The sequence below is a fragment of the Agromyces sp. SYSU T00194 genome (assembly GCF_040496035.1).
Lineage (GTDB): Bacteria > Actinomycetota > Actinomycetes > Actinomycetales > Microbacteriaceae > Agromyces > Agromyces chitinivorans.
Map to the genome: position 1 here is coordinate 1,867,369 of NZ_JBEPJZ010000001.1, position 22,323 is coordinate 1,889,691.

At 72.1% G+C, this 22,323-nt stretch carries 18 protein-coding genes and 1 pseudogene; 11 read left to right on the top strand and 8 right to left on the bottom strand.

The genetic code is table 11. The features are described from left to right. Positions 1-28: 28 nt before the first annotated feature. Both ABZK10_RS08585 and ABZK10_RS08590 read left to right on the top strand, forming a co-directional pair. Positions 29-550, top strand: a pseudogene (locus tag ABZK10_RS08585) (AAA family ATPase); the annotation flags it as partial. Further along, on the top strand, positions 543-1,172 hold the full coding sequence (locus tag ABZK10_RS08590) for a GyrI-like domain-containing protein (protein ID WP_353808766.1): 630 nt from the start codon (positions 543-545) through the stop codon (positions 1,170-1,172). The pseudogene ABZK10_RS08585 and the gene ABZK10_RS08590, both read left to right, overlap by 8 nt. A gap of 281 nt (positions 1,173-1,453) precedes the next feature. Here the strand turns inward: ABZK10_RS08590 and ABZK10_RS08595 are convergent, their stop codons facing one another. Both ABZK10_RS08595 and ABZK10_RS08600 read right to left on the bottom strand, forming a co-directional pair. Further along, positions 1,454-4,192 (bottom strand): glycoside hydrolase family 3 N-terminal domain-containing protein, encoded by a 2,739-nt coding sequence (locus tag ABZK10_RS08595; RefSeq protein WP_353808767.1) that lies wholly within the window; start codon positions 4,190-4,192, stop codon positions 1,454-1,456. Positions 4,193-4,277: 85 nt separating this feature from the next. Continuing rightward, positions 4,278-6,689, bottom strand: coding sequence for a glycoside hydrolase family 3 C-terminal domain-containing protein (locus tag ABZK10_RS08600; protein WP_353808768.1), 2,412 nt, complete (start codon positions 6,687-6,689; stop codon positions 4,278-4,280). A gap of 168 nt (positions 6,690-6,857) precedes the next feature. On the opposite strand from ABZK10_RS08600, the gene ABZK10_RS08605 reads away from it, so the two are divergent. After that, a complete protein-coding gene (locus tag ABZK10_RS08605) occupies positions 6,858-7,484 on the top strand; it encodes a TetR/AcrR family transcriptional regulator (RefSeq protein ID WP_353808769.1) in 627 nt (208 codons plus the stop codon). Between the two features lie 198 nt (positions 7,485-7,682). Further along, entirely contained in the window at positions 7,683-8,132 is a 450-nt protein-coding gene (locus tag ABZK10_RS08610) for a hypothetical protein (RefSeq protein WP_353808770.1), read from the top strand. Between the two features lie 28 nt (positions 8,133-8,160). Here ABZK10_RS08610 and ABZK10_RS08615 read toward each other — a convergent pair whose 3' ends face one another. Then, complete coding sequence (locus ABZK10_RS08615) at positions 8,161-10,179, bottom strand: acyl-CoA dehydrogenase family protein (protein WP_436408500.1); 2,019 nt, start codon at positions 10,177-10,179, stop codon at positions 8,161-8,163. A gap of 199 nt (positions 10,180-10,378) precedes the next feature. Between ABZK10_RS08615 and ABZK10_RS08620 the strand changes: the two genes are divergently transcribed. Next, complete coding sequence (locus tag ABZK10_RS08620; protein ID WP_353808772.1) at positions 10,379-10,729, top strand: metallopeptidase family protein; 351 nt, start codon at positions 10,379-10,381, stop codon at positions 10,727-10,729. A 10-nt stretch (positions 10,730-10,739) separates the two neighbouring features. On the opposite strand, the gene ABZK10_RS08625 is transcribed toward ABZK10_RS08620, so the two are convergent. Then, positions 10,740-11,615, bottom strand: coding sequence for a sigma-70 family RNA polymerase sigma factor (locus ABZK10_RS08625; protein ID WP_353808773.1), 876 nt, complete (start codon positions 11,613-11,615; stop codon positions 10,740-10,742). 248 nt (positions 11,616-11,863) lie between these two features. Here ABZK10_RS08625 and ABZK10_RS08630 point away from each other — a divergent pair, with 248 nt between their 5' ends. Then, the gene (locus ABZK10_RS08630; RefSeq protein ID WP_353808774.1) at positions 11,864-12,220 is read left to right on the top strand and encodes a nitroreductase family deazaflavin-dependent oxidoreductase; all 357 of its coding nucleotides are present in this window, start codon (positions 11,864-11,866) and stop codon (positions 12,218-12,220) included. A 55-nt stretch (positions 12,221-12,275) separates the two neighbouring features. Here the strand turns inward: ABZK10_RS08630 and ABZK10_RS08635 are convergent, their stop codons facing one another. Then, positions 12,276-12,626 carry a Fe-S protein gene (locus ABZK10_RS08635; protein ID WP_353808775.1) on the bottom strand — a complete coding sequence of 117 codons (351 nt, stop codon included), beginning with the start codon at positions 12,624-12,626 and terminating at the stop codon, positions 12,276-12,278. Positions 12,627-12,755: 129 nt separating this feature from the next. After that, positions 12,756-15,044 (bottom strand): beta-xylosidase family glycoside hydrolase, encoded by a 2,289-nt coding sequence (locus ABZK10_RS08640; RefSeq protein ID WP_353808776.1) that lies wholly within the window; start codon positions 15,042-15,044, stop codon positions 12,756-12,758. 203 nt (positions 15,045-15,247) lie between these two features. On the opposite strand from ABZK10_RS08640, the gene ABZK10_RS08645 reads away from it, so the two are divergent. The 5 genes from ABZK10_RS08645 to ABZK10_RS08665 are packed head-to-tail and all read left to right on the top strand — an operon-like array spanning position 15,248 to position 21,171. Further along, the gene (locus tag ABZK10_RS08645) at positions 15,248-16,324 is read left to right on the top strand and encodes a LacI family DNA-binding transcriptional regulator (RefSeq protein ID WP_353808777.1); all 1,077 of its coding nucleotides are present in this window, start codon (positions 15,248-15,250) and stop codon (positions 16,322-16,324) included. After that, entirely contained in the window at positions 16,321-17,946 is a 1,626-nt protein-coding gene (locus ABZK10_RS08650) for an FAD-dependent oxidoreductase (protein ID WP_353808778.1), read from the top strand. The genes ABZK10_RS08645 and ABZK10_RS08650 overlap by 4 nt, the downstream gene beginning before the upstream one ends. Positions 17,947-17,958: 12 nt before the next feature. Further along, positions 17,959-19,239, top strand: coding sequence for an ABC transporter substrate-binding protein (locus ABZK10_RS08655; RefSeq protein ID WP_353808779.1), 1,281 nt, complete (start codon positions 17,959-17,961; stop codon positions 19,237-19,239). Positions 19,240-19,256: 17 nt separating this feature from the next. Beyond that, complete coding sequence (locus ABZK10_RS08660; protein WP_353808780.1) at positions 19,257-20,219, top strand: carbohydrate ABC transporter permease; 963 nt, start codon at positions 19,257-19,259, stop codon at positions 20,217-20,219. Positions 20,220-20,259: 40 nt separating this feature from the next. Continuing rightward, entirely contained in the window at positions 20,260-21,171 is a 912-nt protein-coding gene (locus ABZK10_RS08665; protein ID WP_353808782.1) for a carbohydrate ABC transporter permease, read from the top strand. A gap of 212 nt (positions 21,172-21,383) precedes the next feature. Here the strand turns inward: ABZK10_RS08665 and ABZK10_RS08670 are convergent, their stop codons facing one another. Beyond that, positions 21,384-21,881, bottom strand: a complete 498-nt coding sequence (locus tag ABZK10_RS08670; RefSeq protein WP_353808783.1) for a flavin reductase family protein — start codon at positions 21,879-21,881, stop codon at positions 21,384-21,386. Further along, the gene (locus ABZK10_RS08675) at positions 21,878-22,315 is read right to left on the bottom strand and encodes an organic hydroperoxide resistance protein (RefSeq protein WP_353808784.1); all 438 of its coding nucleotides are present in this window, start codon (positions 22,313-22,315) and stop codon (positions 21,878-21,880) included. The genes ABZK10_RS08670 and ABZK10_RS08675 overlap by 4 nt, the downstream gene beginning before the upstream one ends. Between the last annotated feature and the right edge of the window lie 8 nt (positions 22,316-22,323).

Consider the following 22,323-nt stretch of genomic DNA (forward strand, 5'->3'; position numbering starts at 1 on the left):
TCCGCGTGGTCGTGCGGGCACGCATGCGAGCGGCAAGACGACCCTCGTGGACGACGTCACGACGGCGCATCCGGAGTTCTCGCGCTGGGTCGACCCGTACGAGCTGGTCGATGGCGCGTTCGCGTCGCCGGATGCACCGGCGTTCGCCGAGCAGCTCGCGCTGAGCGCGCACCGGCTCGCGGAGGACGACGATCCGGGCCCGGTGATCGCCGAGCGCGGTCCGCTCGACTTCCTCGCCTACCTGACGGCCCTCGTCGAGCTGGGACGCGCCGGGCCCGGCCCGCTCGACCGTGCGATCGAGACGACCGCCGAGGCGATGCGGCGGATCGACCTGCTCGTGGTGCTGCCGCTGGAGCACCGGGACGGGCTGCCGGTCGGCGCCGACGAGGACCCCGAGTTGCGCGCTGCGATGAACGACGCGCTGCTCGACCTCGTGGACGATGCCGACCTGGTCGGCGACACCCGCGTCGTCGAGCTCACGGGGTCGCGAGCCGCGCGGCTGGCCGCGCTCGAGGCGGCACTGCCGGGGGAGCGGATGCGACATGGCTGAGGTCGCGGAGAAGTACGACGTGAAGCGGGCGCACCGCGAGCTCTACGCGCCGTCGGCGCGCGACTGGGCGCTCGTCGACGTGCGGCCCATGCGGTACCTCGCCATCGACGGGCAGGGGTCACCGGGCGCCGGTGACGAGTACCTCGAGGCGCTCGAGGCGCTGTACCCGGTGGCGTACGCGGCGAAGTTCGCGAGCAAGCGGGAGTCGGGGCGCGACTTCGTGGTCGCTCCGCTCGAGGGGCTGTGGTGGGCCGACGACCCGACCGCGTTCACCCGCGGCGACCGGGACGCCTGGAAGTGGACGCTGCTGATCCACCAGCCCGGCTGGATCGACGAGACCGCGATCGACGCGGCGATCGACGCGGCCCGCGCGAAGCGCGATTCCGATGCGCTCGACCGGCTCCGGCTGCAGGTCATCGAGGAGGGGCGGTCGGCGCAGATCCTGCACCGCGGCCCGTTCGCCGACGAGGCGCCCACGCTCGCCCGGCTCCACGACGAGTGGATGCCCGCGCACGGGCTCGCCTTCAACGGCCCGCACCACGAGGTCTACCTGAGCGACCCGCGGCGCACGGCGCCCGAGAAGCTCCGCACCGTGCTGCGCCAGCCCGTGCGCCCGGCCTAGCCCCGGGGCATCCGCCCGCCCGTTCGCCCGTTCGCCCGCCCGCCCCCTCGCGGCCCGTGGTCGGAGACCCGTCAAGAAGCTGCGTTCTCACGGTCGATACCGCAGCTTCCTGACGGGTCTCGCCTCGTCGGGTGCCGTGCCGCCGCGAGACCCGTCCAAAAGCTGCGCTTTCACGGTCGATACGGCAGCCTTTTGACGGGTCTTGGGATCAGGAACGAGAGCGGGCCCCGAGGCATCGCCCCGGGGCATCCGCCCCGGGGCTGGACCGGCGAACGCGCGACCTAGTCGAACAGGTCGGTCTGCGTCAGCGCGAAGAGCACCGCGTGCACGCGGTCGCGGAGCGCCTCGCCGACACCGACCGGGTCGGCCTCGAGCTCGGACGCGATGGCCGACTCGACGCTGCCGGGCAGCACCGCCAGCATGAGGTCGTTGCCGTGGCGCACGGCCTGGCCCGGGTCCATGAAGGCGCCGAGCACGGCGTCGGTCGAGACGATGCCGTCGAAGCCCCACTCGCCGCGGAGCACCTCCTGCAGCAGCGCCGCGTTGCCGCCCGACCAGGTCGGCCCGATGTGGATGAACGAGCTCATCGCGCCGCTCGCGCCGCCCTCGGTGACCGTGATCTCGAACGGGCGCAGGTACAGCTCGCGGATCGCCTGCTCGTCGGCCCACACGTGCACGCCGGAGCGGGCGTTGACCTCCTGCTCGTTGAGGGCGAAGTGCTTCATGAACGTGATCACGCCACGGCTCTCCGCGCCCGCGACCATCGCGGCGCCCATCTTCCCCGACACCAGCGGGTCCTCCGAGAAGTACTCGAAGTTGCGGCCGCCGAGCGGTGTGCGGTGCAGGTTCATGCCCGGCGCGTACCAGCCCTGCACGCCGTAGGCGTTCGCCTCGGTGCCGACCGCCTCGCCCATCGCGTAGGCGAGCTCGTCGTTCCAGGTCGAGGCGATGACCACCTCGGTCGGGAACGCGGCGGCGGTGATGTCGCCGAAGAAGTAGCTGATGCCGGCGGGGCCGTCGAGCAGCACGGCGGCGGGGATGCCGAGGCGTTCGATGCCCTCGGTCAGGTAGGCGCCGCGCGCGAACATCGCGGTCTGCTCCTCGACCGTCATCTGGTCGAGGAACGCGTCCCACTGCGGGTCGTCGACCTCGAGCCCGACGAGGTCGGCGAGCACGAGCCCGTTGTCGGCACCGGTCGTCGGCGCCTCGCCCGAGGCTGCGTCGAACTCGGGGAACATGGCCGCGACGAGCGCGTCGGATGCCTCGGTCGCGACGTCCGACGCGTCGGGCCAGGTGCCCTCCCAGTCGTCGCGCGACAGGTACGTGAGGTCGCCGTCGGCGTCGGCGAAGCGGTTCTCGAGCGGGGCGCCGGTGGCGGCATCCGTCTCGTAGACGACCTCGTCGGCGATCGCGGTCTCGAACGACGCGACGGGGGCGTGCACGTTCGTCGACACGTCGATGCCGTAGGTGCCGGCCTCGAGCACGTACGCGCCGAGCTCGGTGCTCCACGACGACATGTCGCGCACGTCGAAGGTGAGCGAGACGGTCTCCGACGCACCGGGCTCGAGCAGCGACGTCTTGTCGTACGCGGCGAGCTCGATGGCCGACTTCTCGATGCCGCCGGTGGTGTGCGGGGCCGAGAAGTAGGCCTGCACGACGTCCTTGCCCGCGACGTCGCCCGTGTTGGTCACCGTGACCTCGAGGCGCACCTCGTCGTCGGTGACGACCGGCCGGGCCGCATCCCACTCGAACGAGGTGTAGCTCAGGCCGTGGCCGAAGGGGTACTGCACGGCCGCGGCGTAGCCCGCCTCGTCGCCCGCGTACCGGGTCTCGTAGTAGCGGTAGCCGAGGTAGATGCCCTCCTCGTACTCGATGAGCGCGCGGTTCACGTTCTCGTACCGGTAGTCGCCGAAGTTCTCGACGCCGGGGGCACTCGACACGTCGTACGCGTAGGTGTCGGTGAGGCGACCCGAGGGGTTCACCTCGCCGGCGATGATCTGCGCGAGCGACACCGCGCCCTGCGGGCCGGGGGTGCCGATCCAGAGCGCAGCGGTGATCTCGGGGTACTCCTCGAGGAAGCCGAGCTCCATCTGGTTACCCGAGTTGACCACGACGATGACGTCGTCGAAGCTGCCGGTGACCATGTCGAGGAGCTCGCGCTGCTCGTCGGTCGGGCGCAGCTGGTCGACGGTGAAGTCGGATGCCTCGACGCCGTCGTTGCCGAGCACCACGAGCGCGGTGTCGGAGAACGCCGCGGCCTGGTCCATGACTTCGTCGGTCAGGTAGTCGGGTGCCGGTTCGTGGTCGGAGCCGCCGCCGAGCATGCTGAGGATCTGGATGAGCCCGTTGCTCGACCCTGCGTCGGTCTCGGCGCCGGCCTCGGCCATCGTGTCGTACAGCTCGGTGTTGACGGCGATGCCCTGCTGCTCGAGCGCGTCGTACAGCGTGACGGCGCTCGACTGGTCGGCGCCGCCCGAGCCGCCGCCGCCGTAGCGGAGGTTGAACGAGGCGAAGCTGAAGACGTTGAGGGTCGGCTCGGCGAGCGGCAGCGCGCCCTCGTTCTCGAGCAGCACGATGCCCTCGTCGGAGATGTCGCCCGCGAGCGCGGTGCCGTACTCGCGCGAGGCGACGCCCTCGGCGGTGCTGGAGTCGACGGAGACGCTCAGCAGGCGCGAGATGTTGCCCACGATGGGAGCGACGAGCACGCCGATGCCGACGAGCGCGAGCGCGGCGATGCCCCAGCTCGTGAAGCGGCGCGGACGCGCCTTGACCTTGCGGTAGACGCGCTCGCGCTTCCGGGCCTCGCGCCGCTCGGCGCGGGTCATCGACGACTTCCGGAGCTTGCGTTCGGCCCTCGCGGCCTGCTTCGCCTCGCGGGCGGCGGTGCGGTCGGAGACCTTCGCCGCCTTCCGTGCCTCGGGCGACATCGCCGTCAGCTCGGCGCGGCGTTCGCGCTTCGCCGCCTTCTCGGCCGCGACGCGGGCGACTGCTTCCTGCTTGCGTTCCTTGCGGGTTGCCATTTCCTTGTTCCTTGCGGGTGTCACGAGCGACAGCGCTCGCGTGGGGGTACGGCCGCCGGTGGGCGGCGCGCGGTGGCGACGGGCGTCAGCGCGCCCGTCGACGTCGGAGGAGGCGCCACCAGGCGGTGACGAGGTCGCGCGTGCCGCGCCAGAACCGTCCGTTGACCATCTGCAGCAGGCCGCCGAGCATCGCGTCGTCGAACGACCCGTTCGAGAGTCGTGGGAGCGACCGGAACGGCAGGTCGAGCGCGAAGCGCACGTTGTTGGCCGCGTGCGGCCGGCCGAGGCGCATGAGCGTGCGGCTGGTCGTCAGGATCAGCCCGTGCAGGAACCCGGCGAACCCGCCACGACCCTGCGTCTGCGCGACGATGTCGTCGCGGGTGAGCGTACCGGTCTGCCACTCGGGGTCGGGCAGCGCGCGACCGAGCAGCCGCTCGTACTCGGCGTCGTCGACGCGCGCGAGGTCGCCCGCGACGAAGTGGGGCAGGTCGGCGCCGGGCAGCTCCCACGGCTCGCCGGCGACGTCGATGGGGTAGCGCAGGCGGATGTCACGGCTCGACGCGCCGGCGAGCAGGCTGTGTCGCCCGGGCACCCGTCGCCAGTCGTGCGCGCGGGCGTCCCACGCGTCGAACGCGTGCTCGGCGAACGCGATGCGCACCGTGGCGTGCGCGCCCGGTTCGAGGTCGATGCGCGCGAAGCCGACGAGCTCGCGCGGTGCGCGGAACGCACCCTCGGCCGCATCCGGCGCCTCGAGGTAGAGCTGCACGATCTCGCTGCCCGCGCGCTCACCGACGTTCGCGACGGTGAGCTCCGCGCCCGTGTCGTCGGCGACGAGGTCGGCGTAGGCGAACTCCGTGTAGCTCAGCCCGTGGCCGAACGGGTACCGCACGGGCGCGCCCACCTTGTCGAAGTAGCGGTAGCCGACGTAGATGCTCTCGCGGTGCACCGAGCTGGCCTCGGTACGGCCGAAGTCGCGCGACGACGGCACGTCCGCGTAGGCGAGCGGGTACGTCTCGGCGAGCTTGCCGCCCGGGTTCACCGCGCCCGTGAGGACGTCGACGACAGCGCGGCCGCCGCCCTGGCCGGCCAGCGAGGCGTGCACGATCGCGTGCACGTCGTCGGCGAACGGCAGCTCGACGGGTGCGCCGCCCGCGAGCACGACCACGATCCTCGCGTCGAGCGCGAGCAGGTCGTCGACCAGCTCGAGCTGGTTCTGCGCGAGTCGCATGTGGGTGCGGTCGACGCCCTCGGCCTCCGCCGACTCGTCGAGCCCGAGGAAGAGCAGCACCACGTCGGCGCGACGTGCGAGCGCGACCGCACGGCGGCGACGGCGAGCGGATGCCCCGTCGCGACGCGAGTACCCGGGCTCGAAGCCGATCACGTCGAGGTCGGCGGCACGCAGTGCGGGCAGCGGCGCGTCGACGCGGGTCGGGTTCACGAGCGAGCTGCCGGCGCCCTGGTACCGGGGGGTCTCGGCGAAGTCGCCGATGACGGCGACGCGGCCGGCCGCGGGCGAGAGCGGGAGCGTGTGCTCGCGGTTGGCGAGCAGCACGATCGAGCGGCGGGCCGCATCGGTCGCGAGCTCGTGGTGGCGGTCGAGATCGACCGGCTCAGCGGCATCCGCTCGCCTCGTGCGCTCGATGAGCGTCAGCACCTCGGCGACGCGTGCGTCGAGCACCGACTCGTCGAGCGTGCCGGCCTCGACGGCGCGCACGATCTCGGCGTCGGTCACGCCGTCGGTCGACGGCATCTCGAGGGCGTTGCCCGCGACGAGGCCGGCGACGCGGTCGTTGCTGCCGCCCCAGTCGGTGACGACGAGGCCGTCGAAGCCCCAGCGGTCGCGCAGGGTCTCCACCAGCAGCGGCACGTTCTCGTTGGCGTAGGTGCCGTTGACCTTGTTGTACGCGCTCATGACCGTCCACGGGTCGCCCGCGGTGACGGCGATGCGGAAGCCCTCGAGGTAGAGCTCGTGCAGCGCGCGCTCGTCGACGACCTCGTCGATCGACATGCGGTGCGTCTCCTGGCTGTTGACCGCGAAGTGCTTGGCGGATGCCGCGACGCCGCGCGCCTGCAGCCCGCGGATGTACGCCGCGGCGAGCGTCCCGGCGAGCAGCGGGTCCTCGGAGAAGTACTCGAAGTTGCGGCCGGCGAGCGGGTTGCGCTTGAGGTTGAGGCCGGGGCCGAGCAGCACGGCGACGTCCTCGGCGGACGCCTCGGCGCCGAGCGTCTCGCCGACCTGCTGCAGGAGGTCGACGTCCCAGCTGTTCGCCAGCGCGGCGGCCGTCGGGAAGCACGTCGCGGGGATGCTCGCGTTCAGCCCGAGGTGGTCGGCGGCGCCGCCCTGCTTGCGGAGCCCGTGCGGGCCGTCGGTGAGCATGATCGAGGGGATGCCGAGACGGGTGAGCGGCGTCGTGTTCCAGAAGTTCGCCCCCGACATGAGCGACGCCTTCTCGGCGAGCGTCATCTGCGCGATCAGGCTGCGGTGCGGGTCGAACATGCGTGTTCCTCGGGGGCCGTGCGGTCGGGATCCCACGGCGGGAGTGGTGGTGGCGTCGCGGATCGAGACGCTCGGCCGTCGAACTGCGCACCTCGATGATACCTCAATTTCCACCATGTGGTGGAAATCTGGAGGTGGCCCGCCGGTCGGCGCGATACGCTCCTGCACGTGGCATCCGACATCGACCCCGCAACGGTCGGCTACGCGCGCGGCCGGGCGACCAAGGACACGATCGTCGCGCGCGCCGCCGAGAGCTTCGCGCAGCGCGGGTTCCACGGCACGACGCTGCGCGGCATCGCCCGCGAGGCCGGCATCGACCACTCCACGCTCGTGCACCACTTCGGCGACAAGACCGGCCTGCTGCTCGCCGTGCTCGACTGGTACGACCGGATGCACCTGAGCGAGGAACAGCCGGATGCGACGCAGTTGCCCGAGACGGTGCCCATGACGCAGCTCGTCGACGGCCTCGTCGCGACCGCGCGTCGCAACCGGGACGCCCCGGGACTCGTGCGGCTGCTCTCGACGCTCTCCGCCGAGGCGGGCGAGCCCGACCATCCGGCCCGGCCGTTCCTGCAGCAGCGTCAGCACCGGCTGCGCGACATCCTCGCGACGGCGATCCGCGCGCAGCGCGCGGCCGGCGCGGCAGCCGACGACGGCACGACGCCCGAGGACGCGGCCGCCCTGGTCGTCGCCGCGTGGGAGGGGATGCAGGTCTACGACGCGCTCCATCCGGGCGAGCTCGACGTGCCCGCGCTCCTCGAGCGCGAGCTGCGGCGCGTGCTCGGGGTCGCGTAGCCCGCCCACGTCGCCCCGGCCCGTCCCGCCCAGCGCCGAGACCCGTCAGAAGACTGCGCTTCCCGCCCGGATACCGCACGTTGCTGACGGGTCTCGGGCACCGGTGGGTCGAGACCCGTCGAACAGGTGCGCTTCCGGCTTGCATTCGGCACCTTCTCGACGGGGCTCGGGCGGTGGGGCGCGACGTACGCTGGCGTGATGGATGCCTGCGCCGCGCTCGCCGAGTCGATCGAGCGGCTGGCCGCGCAGGGGTACAGCGACGGACGGTTCCTGAAGGAGCTCGGGCGGGTCGCCGGCGTGCGGCGCGGCCCGCTGTGGGTGACGGATGCCGCGACCGGCGGTCGCAACCGCATCCGCGGGCGGGGGTTCCACCCCGCGGTCGACGACGACACCGACGGGCAGGCGCGCCACTTCGCCGGCACGGTCGCGGTCGCCGCGCGCGTCGGCGGCGGGCTCACGCGCTGGCTCACGACGCACGTGCTGCGCGATGCGCCCGACTCAGCCGACGGGCGCCTCAGCGGCGAGGCCATCGAGTTCGCGCGACTCGTGCGGTCGGGCGAACTGCGGCAGGCGGATGCCGCTGGCTGGGTGCGCGACCGGCTCTGCCACGCGCCGCGGGGCCGCGGGTCCGGCACGGGGCGGGGCTGAACGGGACGCGCCGGCGCCGGCCGGCGCGTCAGCCGTCGGTCGGGATCGTGCGGTGCAGGTCCTCGGTCGCGTCGGCCGGGATCGCCTCGGTGAGCCACGGGCCCGTGCCGGCGCTCGGGTCGAGGATGCCCTCCTCGAGCCAGGCGTAGTCGCCGGCGAGCACGTGCTCGGAGAGGCGTTCGTCGGAGGCATCCGTGTTCTGCCAGAGCTCGTCGAGCATGCGCTCGGTGCGGTGCCGCGACTGACGGGCGAACGTGTCGGCGAGCTGGAACGCCGACCGACGGCGCTCCGGGGTCTCCTCGGCGATCATCGCCGCGCGCACGCAGGCGGCCGACGCGGCGAACAGCTCCGCGCCGATGTCGACGACGCGGGCGAGGAAGCCCTGCTTGCGCTCGAGCGCGCCCTGCCAGCGGGCCATGCCGTAGAACGTCGCGCGCGCGAGCTTGCGGCTGGTGCGCTCGACGTAGCGCAGGTGCGGGGCGAGCGCGCCGAACTCGTCGTACGAGGTCGGCAGGTCGCCCGCGCCGGCGACGAGCTGCGGCAGCCACTTCGCGTAGAACCCGCCGGCCGACGCGGCCGCCTTCAGACGGCGCGTCAGGTCGAGGTGCGGTTCGATGAGGTCGCCCGCGGCGCGCAGGTGCGCGTCGACCGCCTCGCGCGCGATCAGCAGGTGCATGATCTCGGTCGAGCCCTCGAAGATGCGGTTGATGCGCAGGTCGCGCAGCTGCTGCTCGGTGGGCACCGCGCGCTCGCCGCGGGCCCGCAGCGAGTCGGCGGTCTCGAAGCCGCGCCCGCCGCGGATCTGCACGAGCTCGTCGGCGATGCGCCAGCCCATCTCCGACGCCCAGAGCTTCGCGAGCGCCGCCTCGATGCGGATGTCCTTGCGATCCTCGTCGGCGAGCAGGCCCGACAGGTCGACCACCGCCTCGAGCGCGAACGTCGTCGCCGCGATGAACGCGATCTTGTGCGCCACGGCGGCGTGCTCGCCCACCGGGCGGCCCCACTGCACGCGCGCCCGGGACCACTCGCGGGCGATCTTGAGGCTCCACTTGCCGGCCCCCGCGCAGATCGCGGGAATCGCGAGGCGCCCGGCGTTCAGCGTGGTCAGTGCGATCTTCAGCCCGTCGCCCTCGCGGCCGATGAGGTGGTCGGCGGGCACGCGCACGCCCCGCAGCGCGGTCAGGCCGTTCTCGATGCCGCGCAGGCCCATGAAGGCGTTGCGTCGGTGCACGGTGATGCCCGGGGCATCCGCCTCGACGACGAAGGCGCTGATGCCGCCGCGGTGTCCCTCCGACTTCGGCACGCGCGCCATCACGACGAGCAGCTCGGCGACGACGCCGTTGGTGGTCCAGAGCTTCACGCCGTCGAGCACGTACTCCGAGCCGTCCTCGCTCGGCACGGCGGTCGCCCGCAGGCGCGCGGGGTCGGAGCCCACCTCGGGCTCGGTCAGCAGGAACGCACTGATCGCACCGGCCGCGCAGCGCGGCAGCCAGCGCCGCCGCTGCTCGTCGGTGCCGGCGAGCTTCAGCGGCTCGGGCACGCCGATCGACTGGTGGGCCGACAGCAGCGCGCCGATGCTCCCGTTCACGGAGCCGACCATCGTCAGCGCCCGGTTGTAGGCGTACTGCCCGAGGCCCAGCCCGCCGTACTCGACCGGGATCTTCATGCCGAACGCGCCGATCGCTGCGAGCCCGCGCACGACCTCGTCGGGGATGCGGGCGTCGCGCTCGATCTTGGACACGTCGACGCCGGCGAGGAACGCCTCGAGATCGGCGAGGAACGCGGCACCGCGCTCGGCCTGCTCCTGCGACGGTCGGGGGTGCGGATGGATCAGCGTCAGGTCGAAGTCGCCCAGGTACAGGTTCTTGGCGAAGCTGGGCTTCTGCCACTCCTGCTCGCGGGCGGCCTCCGCGACCGCGCGCGACTCCTGCTCGCCGACCGCGCGGGAGCCGTGCTCGCCTGCGGGCCGGGCCGTGGTTGCTCGAGTGGCACTCACGTGAACCTCCTCGTTCACGTTCCACGGTACGCCCGGGTGCGGCTCCGGCATGGGACTGAGGGCCGTTTCTTCGCCTGAGGGCCGGTTCTTCGCCTGAGGGCCGGTTCTTCGCCTGAGGGCGGGAGATTTCGCCCTCAGGCCGGGAGACGGCCCTCAGGCGCGGTGGGACTCCGAGCGTGGCGGGGCATCGCGACGGTGCGCAGCGGCTCGCTGCCGAGCGCGCGCAGGCGCGCGGGCGCAGAATGGACCCATGGTCGCGATCTCCGACGACGACTTCGAGCGCCTGATCGGCGAGGTGTTCGACGCGCTGCCCGACGACATGGTGCGCGGGCTCGCCAACGTCGCGATCACGTTCGAGGACCAGCCGCTCGCGCAGCGACCCCGCCTGTTCGGACAGTACCGCGGGCATCCGCTCACGACCCGGGGCGTCTACGGGCTCGGCGAGCTGCCCGACCGCATCACGCTGTACCGCAACAACCTGGCCGAGCACAGCGACGACCTCGACGCCCTGCGGCTCCGGGTGCGCGTGACGCTCGTGCACGAGATCGGGCACTACTTCGGGCTCGACGACGCCCGGCTCCGCGAGCTCGGCTGGGCGTAGTCCGGGCGCCTCAGCGCACGTGCGCGAGCTTCGCCGGGTTGCCGATGCCGTGGATCGCCGTGATGGCCTCGCCCGCGAACTCGAGCGCGATCACCGTGACCGCGCGGCCGTGTCGGCGCACGACGACGCCGGGCTCGCCGTTCACCTCGGCGACCTCGAATACGAGCCCCAGCCCGCCGACGCCGGCGAGCAGTTGCCGTGCGACCGGGTCGGCGCCGTGCAGCGTGCCCTCCGGGGCACCCGGGAAGTACCCGCCCGAGTCGAAGTGGCCGGTCGCATCGGCGGCGAGCACCGCGGCCAGGCCGTCGAGGTCGCCGTCGGATGCCGCTGCGGCGAACCGCTCCGTCAATCGCCTGGCGGTCACGGGGTCGACCGGGAAGCGCGCGTCGCCCTCCGCGGCGATGCGCTTCCGCGCCCGCGACGCCGACTGCCGGGCGGCCGCCGGGCTCACGCCCAGCACCTCGGCGATGCGATCGAACCCGAGGTCGAAGACGTCGTGCAACAGGAACGCGGTGCGTTCGGCGGGCGAGAGCTGCTCGAGTACGACGAGCAGCGCCATGCGCACCGAGTCGTCGAGGGTGACGCGGTCCTCGGGCAGCGTGCGCTCGTCGGTGACGACGGGTTCGGGCAGCCAGGGGCCGACGTAGGCGCGCCGCGCGTGCTCGTGCGCGCGCAGCCGGTCGATCGCCAGGCGCGACGCGACCGTCACGAGCCACGCGCGCGGCGCGTCGAGCGGGGCCGCGTCGGGGTCGTCGATGCGGGCGAGCAGGCGCACGTAGGTCTCCTGGGTGACGTCCTCGGCATCGGCCACCGACCCCAGCACCCGGTAGGCGACGTCGCGCACGACGACACGGTGCGCGCTCCACAGCTCGGCGAATTCGTTCATGACGGTTCCGACGATCCACCGGCGACGGGTGTGACGCAAGGGGGCGGATGCCTCGTGCCGACGTGTCACATCGGCCACGGGTCATCCGTCTCCTGGGTATGGACCGAACCACCGAACCGACCCGAACCGACCCGCAACCCGCGGTCGAGCCGCGCCTGAGGGCCGATTCTTCGTCTGAGGGCGGAAGATCTCGCCCTCAGGCCGAGGAACGGCCCTCAGCCCGCACGCCGGGCCCGCCGCGCCGGCTCGTGGACGCGACCGCGCCGATCGCGAGCGCGCTCGCGGGCCGGCGCTTCGTGCCGCTCTGGGCGCTGATCCGCCACCGCGGGCGCCGCAGCGGCACCGACTACGCGACGCCGATCGCGGTCGTGCCGACCCGCGACCGGTCGATCGTCATGATCGGGCTGCCCTGGGGCGCGCGCACGAACTGGGCGCGCAACGTGCTGGCCGCCGGCGGCGCGACGCTGCGCTGGAAGGGCCGCGAGGTCGAGCTGCACGCCCCGCGGGTCGTCGAGGGCGCGGATGCCTCGCCGCTGGCGCGCTGGCCCTTCCGCCCGGTGCTCGCGCGGTTCCCGGCCGCGCTCGTGCTCGACCGCGTCGCCTGAGGGCGAGCCGAGCTCGCGCAGCTGCGCGGTGCGCTCGCTCGGGGGACGTGGGGCGTCAGCGCCAGAGCACGGCGATGCCGGCGTTGGCGAGCGTGAGCACGCCGATCGACCAGAAGATCGCCGGCGGCACCGAGCCCGACTTGCGCTGGCGGCCGGCCCCGATGCCGATGAGGGCGCCGATGACCACCAGGATCACGAGCTTCACGGCGAGCTTGGTGTAGTTCAGCTCCCACTCGATGCCCCACGGCGCGGCCAGCGCGAGACCGGCGACCGCGGCGATCGCGAGGCCCCAGTTCATGACGCGCGAGACGCCCCGCTTGCCGAACGCCTCGACGACCCAGGCGCCGAAGAGGGTGGCGAACCCGACGAGGTGGATGAGGACGACGATGCCGCGCAGGATCTCCATGTGCTCACGTTAGCGCGGGGCAGGGCTCGCCGGAGGCATCCGCTCGGCCCTGCTCGCGGCGTCGGCGACCCTCCACTCGGTGGGGCGGCTGCGGTGCGCGCCGAGCGACGCGCACCGCAGCCGCCGGGCTCACCCGACCGTGAGCGGCTCCGACGCGGTCGTGCCCGCGCCGTTGGAGAACTCGATCACGAACTCGTGTGCGCCCTCGAGGCCGGTGAACGGCACCTCGACGTGCTGCGCCTCGGGCGTCGCCGCGGTCAGCTCGCCGGCAGCGACCTCGACGCCGTCCTGCAGCAGGCGCCACGCGTCGGCGTTGGTGCCCCACCACAGGTCGGCCGAGAGCGTGAAGGTGCCGTCGCCGTCGTAGTCGTCGTGCGAGAGCACGGGCTCGCCCGGCGAGGCATCCGTCACCTTCACCGTGATCGACTTCGTCGGCGTCGTGCCCTGCGAGTTCGCGAGCTCACCGCGGAACTCGTAGGTGCCGTTCGGCAGCCCCTCGATCGGCACGACCGCGTGCTGCGCCTGCGGCGACGCGGGCTCGAGCGGCACCGACGCGATCAGTTCGTCGTCCTGGTACAGGCGGAACCGGGTGGCGTTGGTGCCCCACCAGAGGTCCATGCGCACGTCGAAGTTGCCGTCGTCGAGGCCGTGCTCCCACCCGCTGGTCGACGTCAGCGACGCCTTCCCCGGAGCGGCGGTCTCGGCGTCGTCGGGCAGCGCGTCGGCGAGGCACGCCTCGTACGCCTCGGGCGTCGGCGACCAGCGGAACCAGTCGAACTCGCCGGCGATCTCCTCGGCACCGGTGGCGCCGCGGAACGCGTACGGGCCGATGTGCGTGAACCCGGTCTCCGAGAGCACGAAGGGCCTGCCGTAGTCGCTGAACGCGGCGCCGTCGTACGACACGCTCGACTGGATCTGCACGCCGTCGCTGGTCATGCGCAGCCAGACGGTGTCGGCCTCGGGCACGGCGGGCGCGGCGGTGTCCTGGCGGTTGTTGCCGTTGACGTACTGCACCACCTCGAGCGTCTTGCCCGGGGTCGCCCGGCCGAGGTCGAACTTGCCGTACACGGTGTCGGATGCGTAGAGCAGGAGTCCCGCCTGCTGGAAGCGCTCGGCCACGTCGATCGTGACCTTCGTGGTCACCTGCCACGGGCCCTCGGGCAGCTCCTGCTGGGGGAGCGAGGCGCCCGAGACGCCGCTCGGGTACGCCGGGATCGACAGTACGCCGTCGGCGACCACGTGACGCGCGGTCTCCTCGCGCACGACGCGGTCCCAGACATCCGACAGCTCGGTGCCGTCGACCAGCTCGGTGCCGTCGAACTCGTCGGAGCCCTCCGCCGCGCACTGCTCGAACACCGGGTTGTCGGGGTCGACCGGCCAGGCGACGGGGTCGGGGTCGCCCGGGTCACCGGGGTCGCCGGGCCCGCCAGGGCCCTCGACGCCGGGGCCGGCCTTCGCCCACGCGATGGTCGCGCCGAGCCGGTCGCCCGACTCGTAGAAGAGGTAGCTGAACTCGCCGTCGGTCACGATCTCGGGCGCGGCCGTACGGCCGATGTCGTCGCCCACGCCGGTGGACCTGTGCAGCAGCTGCGACGGCCCCACATCGGTGAGTGTCTCGTCGATGGTGCGCGCCATGACCTTGCCCGCGGAGTTGTGGTAGATCACGTACAGCTGGCCCTCGTACTCGTAGAGGTTGCCTCCCGAGACGTTGCCGCTGTCGCCCGACTCGGGCTCGACGAGGATTCCCGGGCGCACGACCCAGGTCTCGCCGTCGACCGACTCGGCGACCTTCAGGCGCCGGTGGTTGTCGGAGAAGTTCGCCATGTAGAACATGGCGTAGGCGTACTCGGATGCCGGGTCGGGATGCTCGAACACGCGCGCGTAGCTCGTCTCGGTCGATCCGCCCATGGCGTTCGTCACGGCGGTGCCGCCGTAGTCGAAGCTCACGCCGTCGGTGCTCGTGGCGTAGCGGGTGATCGAGTTCTCCCCGTGGAAGTAGAGGTAGACCTCTCCGGCCTCCTCGTTCCAGATCGCGTCGGGGGAGGAGACGTGCGACACGTCGTAGTACGGGGCCCAATCGCTCGCGATGATCGGGTTGGCCCCGTACTCGGTCCACGGCCCGTCGAGGCTGTCGGCGTACATCAGCATGATGCCCGCCGGGCGGTCGTGCGGCGCGAGGTAGAGGTACCACTCGCCGAGCGGGTCGTCGAGGTACTCGCCCGCGTGGAACACGCTCGGGAAGATGAACTCGTTCGTCGGGTTGTAGAGCATCTCCGACTTGTCGGTGATGACCCCCTGGTAGACGAACTCGGGGAACGGCTCGACGGCGTTGGCGGGTGCCGTGGCGGCGAGCGGGGCGATCACCAGTGCGGCGATCGCGGCGGTGATGGCGGCGCGGAAGCGCCGGCGTGCAGACATGCATAGCTCCTTCGATACGCGAACCGGACCCGGCCCCAGCGGCCCGTCGGGCCGACTCGAGCGGATGCCACGAGGGATCCTCCGGCGGCGGGCGGCGACTTCCGGGGAATCCTGAACTCGGGGTTGCTAATCCGTATTAGCATCCGGTACCGTCAACGCTAATGCGGATTAGCACCGCAGATCAAGACCCCAGAAGGATCTCGATGACGACTTCCCAGACCTCCCCGCGCCGCATCACGCAGCGCCGCATCGCCGAGCTCGCCGGCGTCAGCCAGGCGACCGTCTCCCTCGTGCTGAACGAGAAGGCCGACGCCGCCTCGCGCATCCCCGAGGAGACCCGCGACCGCGTGCTGCAGGTGCTCAAGGAGACCGGCTACGTGGCCGATCCCGCCGCGCGCCGCCTCGCCGGCCTCGGCAACAAGATCTTCGGCGTCTTCACCTACGAGCCCGCATTCCCGACCGCGAGCCAGGACTTCTACGCGCCGCTCCTCAGCGGCATCGAGGGCACGGCCGAGGAGCTCGGCTGCGACCTGCTGCTGTTCACGAGCGCCCCGGTCGTCGACGGCACCCGCCGCCTGCTGCACGAGAACAACCGCCTGCGGCTGGCCGACGGATGCCTCCTGCTCGGCATCGAGATGGACCCCGACGAGCTCGCACGGCTCGTCGCCGACGGCTTCCCGTTCGTCGCCGTCGGTCGCCGCGACGTCGAGGGCGTGCCCTACGTCGCCATCGACTACACGACGGGCGCCGCCGAGCTCGTCGGCACCGCCTGGGAGCTCGGCCACCGCCGGTTCGCCTACGTGCACGTCGACAGCACCGGCGAGTCGGTCGTCGACCGTCGTGACGGCGTGGTCGGCGAGCTCGAGCGCCGCGGCGGCGCGGAGGCGGCCGACGCGCTGGTCGCGATCCCCGCCGACGGCGCCGACGACCAGGCCCTCCAGCGGGCCTGGGAGCAGGTGCGGGCGAGCGGATGCACCGTGCTGGTCGTCGAGACGCACGCGACGGCCCGGCGCCTGCGCGCTCTGGCCGAGGCATCCGGTGTCGCAGTGCCCGGGGCCCTCTCGATGATCGTGCTCGGCGACGCGGCCCGCCCGAACGGCGCAGCCGACGACTTCACGCGCCTGAGCCCGCCGCGCACCGCGCTGGCCAGCGCCGCGACCACCCTGCTCGCCCGCATGCTCGACCCGCACGACGACGTGCCCGAGGTCGAGCTGCGCCAGACCCTCGCCTGCCCCGTGATGGCAGGCGCCACCCTCGTCGCCCCGGAGGACGCCGCATGACCGCCCGACCCGCAACCGAACTCCACGCCGACGTACTGGTCGTCGGCGGAGGCCTGGGCGGGGTCGCCGCAGCGATCGGCGCGCTCGAGGACGGCCGCACGGTCGTCCTCACGGAGGAGTACCGCTGGTTGGGAGGCCAGCTCACGAGTCAGGGCGTCCCCATGGACGAACACACCTGGATCGAGTCCTTCGGGGCGACGGCCCGCTACCGGGCCGCACGCGACGGCATCCGCGACTACTACCGCCGGCACTACCCGCTGACGGATGCCGCGCGGGCCGACGCCCACCTCAACCCCGGCGCGGGGCTCGTCGGGCGCGTCTGCGCCGAACCCCTGGTCGGCGTCGCCGTGCTCGAGTCGATGCTCGCGCCGTTCCGGGCCTCCGGTCGGCTGCGCATCCTCCAGCCGGCCGTGCCGGTCGCCGCCCACGTGGACGGCGACGTCGTCGAGGCCGTGACCCTGCGCGGCCTCGACGACGGGCACGAGACGACCGTGACCGCGGCGTACGTGATCGACGCGACCGAGCTCGGCGACCTGCTGCCGCTCACGGGCGCCGAGTACGTCACCGGGTTCGAGTCGCGCGCCGACACGGGGGAGCCCAGCGCCCCGGAGGTCGCGCAGCCCGACAACCAGCAGGCGTTCAGCTGGTGCTTCATCGTCGACCACGTCGACGGCGACCACACCATCGACCGGCCCGAGCAGTACGACCGGTGGCGCACCGCGCAGCCCGACTACTGGGGCGCGCCGATGATCTCGCTCACCGGGCCCGACCCGCGCACCCTCGAGACCGTCACCCGCACGTTCAGCCCCAACGTCGAGCCCGCCGGCGACCTCGTCGCCGACCAGCGCGAGGACGCGGGCGACCGCGAGCTGTGGACCTTCCGTCGCATCATCGCCCGCCACAACTTCGCGCCCGGCACGTACGAGAGCGACGTCGTGCTCGTGAACTGGCCCATGATCGACCACGTCGAGGGCACGATCGTCGACGTGCCCGACGACGTGCGCGCCGCCCGCGAGCACGACGCCCGGCAGCAGTCGCTCTCGATGCTGTACTGGCTGCAGACCGAGGCCCCCCGGCCCGACGGCGGCACGGGGTTCCCGGGACTCCGGCTGCGCCCCGACCTCGCGCAGGGGCCCGACGGGCTCGCGATGGCCCCGTACATCCGCGAGTCGCGGCGCATCCTCGCCGAGACCACGGTCACCGAGCTCGACCTGTCCATCGCGGCATCCGGCACCGACGCCCCCGCCACCTTCGACGACTCGGTCGGCGTCGGCATGTACCGCATCGACCTGCATCCCTCCTCAGGCGGCGACAACTACATCGACCTGCCGTCCCGACCCTTCGAGATCCCCCTCGGAGCCCTGATCCCCCGCAGGCTGGAGAACCTCCTGCCCGCGAGCAAGAACGTCGGTACCACCCACATCACCAACGGGGCCCTCCGGCTCCACCCGGTCGAGTGGAACATCGGCGAGTCGGCGGGCCGCCTGGCGGCCTTCTGCCTCGATCGCGCGTCCCGCCCCCGCACGATCCGCACCAACCCGGCACTCCTCACGGAGTTCCAGGACCTGCTCACACGACGAGGCGTCGAGCTGCACTGGCCGGCCGACGTCACCGGCTACTAGGAGAGACACACCATGAGATCAGCAACGGCGCTGTCGGCTCTCGCGCTCGGCGCGACCGCCGCACTCGCACTGTCCGCATGCTCCGGAGGCGGCGCGGCGACCGAAGACGAGGAGTTCGAGCTTCGGATGACCGTGTGGACCTCGAACGAGGACCACCTGGCCCTCTTCGACTCCATCGCGGACGCCTACCTGGAGGACCACCCGGAGGTGACCGACATCACCTTCGACCCGCTGCCGTTCGAGGACTACACCTCGACCGTCACCACGCAGATCGCGGGCGGTCAGGCTCCCGACCTGGCGTGGATCCTCGAGAACGCCGCCCCCGACTTCGTCGACTCGGGCGCGCTCCTCCCGCTCGACGAGACGCTCGAGGCCGACCCCGACTACGGGTTCGACGACCTCAGCGAGTCGGCCACGGCCCTGTGGCACGACGGCGACGGCGCGCTCGTCGCGTACCCGTTCTCGACCTCGCCGTTCGTGATGTTCGCGAACGACAGCCTGCTCGCCGAGGCCGGCCTGCCGACCGCCGCCGAGATGCAGGCGGCCGGCGACTGGAACTGGGAGGGCGTCTCCGCCGCCGGATCGACGGTCAACGCCGAGACCGGCAAGGCCGGCTTCGTCATCCGCGACTTCGACTACACGACGTGGGACAACCTCGCGTCGGTGTGGATGGGCTGGGGCGCCGCGCCCTGGAGCGCCGACGGCGCGACCTGCACGTTCGACTCGCCCGAGATGGTCGAGGCGTTCGAGTTCCTGCACGATGCGGCGTTCGACAGCATGTCGATGCCCGGCCCCGGCACCACCGCGGACTTCTTCGCGGGCGAGTCGGCGTTCACCGTGACGCAGATCTCGCGGGCGTCGCTGCTCGACGGCTCGTTCGAGTTCGACCTGCTGTCGCTGCCCGAGGGCCCCGTCGGGGAGTACTCGATGGTCGGCCAGGCCGGCATCGGCGTGATGTCGTCCGGTGCGCACGCCCAGGCCGCCGCGGAGTTCCTCGCGTTCTTCACCAGCCCCGAGAACTCGGCGCAGCTCGCGCAGTTCTTCCCGCCGCCCCGCAACTCGCAGCTGAACGTCGAGACGCTCGCCGCGACGAACCCGACGCTCACCCCCGAGCAGATCGAGAACGTCGTCATCCCGGGCATCGAGATCGGCGTGACGCGTCCGAGCCACACCGACTCGGCCGAGATCGGCCAGGAGGTCCGCAGCTCGCTCGACGCCCTCTGGGTCGAGGACGCGGACATCGCCGGTACGCTCGCCGCGACCTGCACCGCGATCGACCCCCTGCTGGGCTGAGGAAGGAACCCCCTTCGATGGCCGACGCCACCACGGTGACTCCGGGTCGGGCCCACGCCCGGCCCGGGGTCGCCCCCGCCCCGAGACGACGACGCCTCGTGCCGTCGTACGCGCGGCGCGACCAGCTCACGGGCTACCTGTTCGTCGCGCCCCAGCTGCTCGGCATCACGATGTTCGTGCTGGTGCCGCTGGGCCTCATCGTCTGGTACTCGTTCCACGAGTGGAACGTGCTGGCCGGCACGTTCCGCTGGGTCGGGCTGGAGAACTTCGAGAAGCTCGTCACCGACCCCAAGCTCGCGCCCGTGATGGAGGCGACGGCGATCTTCTCGATCGGGCTCGTGGTCTTCAACTTGGCGCTCGCGCTCCTGCTCGCAGTGCTGCTGAACCGCCAGGTGCGTGGCATGACGTTCTTCCGCACCGTCTTCTTCTCGCCGGTCGTGGTGTCGCTCGTGGCGTGGACCATCGTCTGGTCGTTCCTGCTGCAGGACAACGGCGGCATCAACGGCATCCTGCAGCTCGTCGGCATCGACGGCCCGAACTGGCTGCGCGAGGGTCCGACCGCGATGGCGTCGGTCATCGTCGTGCAGGTCTTCAAGAACGTCGGCCTCAACATGGTGCTCTTCCTTGCCGCCCTCCAGGGCGTGCCGCAGGAGGTCCAGGAGGCCGCGCGCATGGATGGGGCATCCGCTCGCCAGCTCTTCTGGCGCATCACCGTGCCCCTCATCTCGCCGACCATCCTGCTCACCTCGATCATCACGATCGTGGGCTCGCTGCAGGTCTTCGCCCAGATCGCCGTGCTCACGCAGGGCGGGCCGGGCATCTCGACCACGGTGCTCGTCTACTACCTCGTGCAGCAGGCGTTCGACTTCCACCACTTCGGCTACGGGTCGACGCTGGCGATCCTGCTGTTCGGCATCGTGCTCGTGCTGACCATCGCCCAGTGGCAGCTGCGGAAGAGGTGGGTCTTCTATGAGTCCTGAGCAGATCGCCGTACGCGATTCCCGAGAGGCGGATGCGGCCATGTCCGTGACACTCCAGCCCGAGGCATCCGCGGATGCCCCTGCCATGCCGCCCGCCCGCCCCGCCGGCCGGAAGCGCGGCATGAGCCCCGGCCGCAAGGTGCTGTTCTACGGCGCGCTCAGCCTGCTCGCCGTGCCGTTCGTCTTCCCGACCTGGTGGATGTTCACCTCGTCGCTGAAGCCGATCAGCGAGATCTTCGCGTTCCCGCCCGAGCTCTGGCCGTCGAACCCGACGCTCGAGGGCTACGTCGGCGCGTTCACCGAGCAGCCGTTCGCGCTGCAGTACTGGAACTCGATGTACATCGCCGTGCTGGTGACGCTCGGCACGATGCTGTTCTCGTCGATGGCGGGGTACGCGTTCGCGCGCATCCGCTTCCCCGGCCAGGACCTGCTGTTCCTGGTGGTGTTGACCGGACTGCTCATCCCGAGCGAGGTCACGATCGTGCCGCTGTTCCAGATCTTCAACTCGTGGGGCATGATCGACACCCACTGGCCGCTGATCCTGGTGACGACCTTCGGCGCGCCGAGCGTGCTGGCGACGTTCATCATGCGGCAGTACTTCATCACCCTGCCGGTCGAACTCGAGGAGGCCGGCCGCATCGACGGGCTCGGCCGGTGGCGCATCTACTGGAGCATCGCGCTGCCGCTCAGCCGCTCGGCGCTCGCCGCGGTCGCGATCTTCACGTTCCTGAACGTGTGGAACCTCTACCTCGAGCCGACCGTCTACCTGCAGTCGCCCGAGCTGTTCACGCTGCCGCAGGCGCTGACCCGCTACACCGACGCCTACGGCGGCGAGATGTGGAACATCCAGCTCGCCGCGGCGACGCTCACCGCGCTGCCCGTGCTGATCGTGTTCGTGTTCGCGCAGAAGCAGTTCGTCGAGGGCCTGGCGCAGACGGGCCTGAAGGGCTGAGGGGCGGGCGGATGCCTCGTGGCATCCGCCCCCTGTCGTGCCCGTCCGCTCGTCGGTGTGGTCCCGAGACCCGTCGAAAAAGTGCCGAATGCGGCGCGAGAGCGCAGGTTCTCGACGGGTCTCGCCGGCGCGCGCAGTGAGACCCGTCAAGAACGTGCCGTATGCGGCGCGGGAACGCAGGTTTTTGACGGGTCTCGGAAACCGGGCGCGGGTCAGGGGAGCGGGGTCACGCCCATGAACGTCGAGTCGTGCCAGACGAGGGGCGCGACGTCGGGGTCGATCGTGTAGTGGTCGACGCGCATGAGGGCCATCACGTGGTCGCCCGCGTCGATCACCTGCTCGATCGAGCAGGCCATGCGGGTCGGCGCGCCCGCGAGCAGCAGGGCGCCCTCGTCGGTGCGCTCGAACTCGGCACCGGCGAAGCGGTCGCGCGAGCGGCTCGCGAGTTGGCGGCCGAGCCACGCGTGCTCCGCGGCCAGCACGCTCACGCCGATCGACGGCAGGTCGCGCAGGTGCGGCCAGGTGCTCGACGCCTTGTCGAAGCACAGCAGCACGAGCGGCGGCTCGAGCGAGACCGAGACGAACGCGCTCACGGCGAGGCCGACGGGGCGGCCGTCGACCTCGGCCGCGACGGCCATCACGCCGTGCGGGTAGAGCGTGAACGCGCGGCGCAGCTGCACCGGGTCGGTCACGACGCCCGGGGCGTTCACTGCGGACCCGCCAGGTACTCGCCGTTGACCGAGAGCGCGACGTCGACGTTGCCGCGCAGCGCGTTGGAGTACGGGCAGAGCCGGTGCGCCTCCTCCGCGAGCGAGCGGGCCAGCGCGGCATCCTCGATCGGGATCTCGATGTCGAGCGCGACCTCGATGCGGAACGACCCGTCGTCGTTCGAGTGCAGCTCGACCATCGCGTCGACCCCGGTGGTGCCGACGTCGACCCGCCGGCGGCGGGCGGCGGTGGCGAGCGCGCCCTCGAAGCAGGCGCCGTAGCCGACGGCGAAGAGCTGCTCGGGGTTGGTCGCCCCGCCCTCGCCGCCCATCGCGCCGGGGCGGCGGAGGTCGACGTCGAGGTGGCCGTCGTCGGTGCGGCCGTGGCCGTTGCGGCCGCCGGAGACGGCGGCGTGCGCGGTGTAGAGGTGTGCCAAGGTGGTGC